The sequence below is a fragment of the Kitasatospora sp. NPDC059088 genome (assembly GCF_042738155.1).
GTDB lineage: Bacteria > Actinomycetota > Actinomycetes > Streptomycetales > Streptomycetaceae > Kitasatospora.
In genome coordinates, this window is record NZ_JBHYGR010000315.1 from 1 (window position 1) to 1,081 (window position 1,081).

Annotated in this window: 1 protein-coding gene; it reads right to left on the minus strand. The window is 68.7% G+C overall.

The features are described 5' to 3' along the window. Positions 1-1,043 (minus strand): IS630 family transposase (locus tag ACFWXO_RS45600; RefSeq protein WP_380533209.1); only part of this gene is annotated, 1,043 nt, incomplete at its 3' end. Positions 1,044-1,081: the final 38 nt, after the last annotated feature.

The window sequence follows — 1,081 nt, forward strand, 5'->3', positions numbered from 1 at the left end:
TTGGTCCAGACGTAGGGCCGGGGGTCGGTGTTCCAGTCGGCGACCCAGGCGCGGATGTCGCGTTCGAGGGCCTGGACGGAGCGGTGGACGCCGCGGCGGAGCTTCTTGTTGGTGAGTTCGGCGAACCACCGCTCGACCAGGTTCAGCCAGGACGAGCCGGTCGGCGTGAAGTGCAGGTGGAAGCGTGGGTGTGCCAGCAGCCACTTCTTGACGGTCTCGGTCTTGTGAGTCGCGTAGTTGTCGCAGATCAGGTGTACGTCCAGGCCGGCCGGGACCTCCCGGTCCAGCTTGGCCAGGAACTTCTTGAACTCGGCGGTGCGGTGACGCCGGTGGAGGGAGCCGATCACCTTGCCGGTGGTCGCGTCCAGGGCGGCGAACAGTGTTGTGGTGCCCGCGCGCAGGTAGTCGTGGCTGGCCCGCTCGGGGACGCCGGGCATCATCGGCAGCACCGGCTGCGAGCGGTCCAGCGCCTGAATCTGGGACTTCTCGTCCACGCAGAGCACCAACGCCCGCTCAGGCGGGTCGAGGTAGAGCCCGACGACGTCGTGGACCTTGTCGACGAAGAACGGGTCGGTGGACAGCTTGAACGACTCGGCCCGGTGCGGCTGGAGACCGAACGCCCGCCAGACCCGCGAGACCGTGGACTGGGACAGGCCCACCCGCTCGGCCATCGAGCGGGTCGACCAGTGCGTGGCGTTCTTCGGTTTCGTCTCCAGAGTCACCCGGACCAGCTCGGCGACCTGCTCGTCGGTGACCGTCCGGACCCGGCCTGGGCGGGGTGCGTCGCCGAGGCCGTCCAGACGGTCCTTGAGGAAACGGCCCCGCCACTTGGAGACCGTCTCCGTGGTCACCCCGGTTGAGGCGGCCACCGAACTGGCCGAGCGGGCAAGCCCGTCAGGCTCGACCTCGGCACACGCAAGAACGATCCGGGCTCTCAACGCCAGGGCCTGCGGGGTGGACTGGCCCCGCACCCACGCGCCGAGCACCTGCCGCTCGTGATCCGACAACACCAGCTCGGCCAGCCTCGGCCCAGGACGTCCCATGCACTGACCAACGACGGATCAAGGACTCAGGACACTAG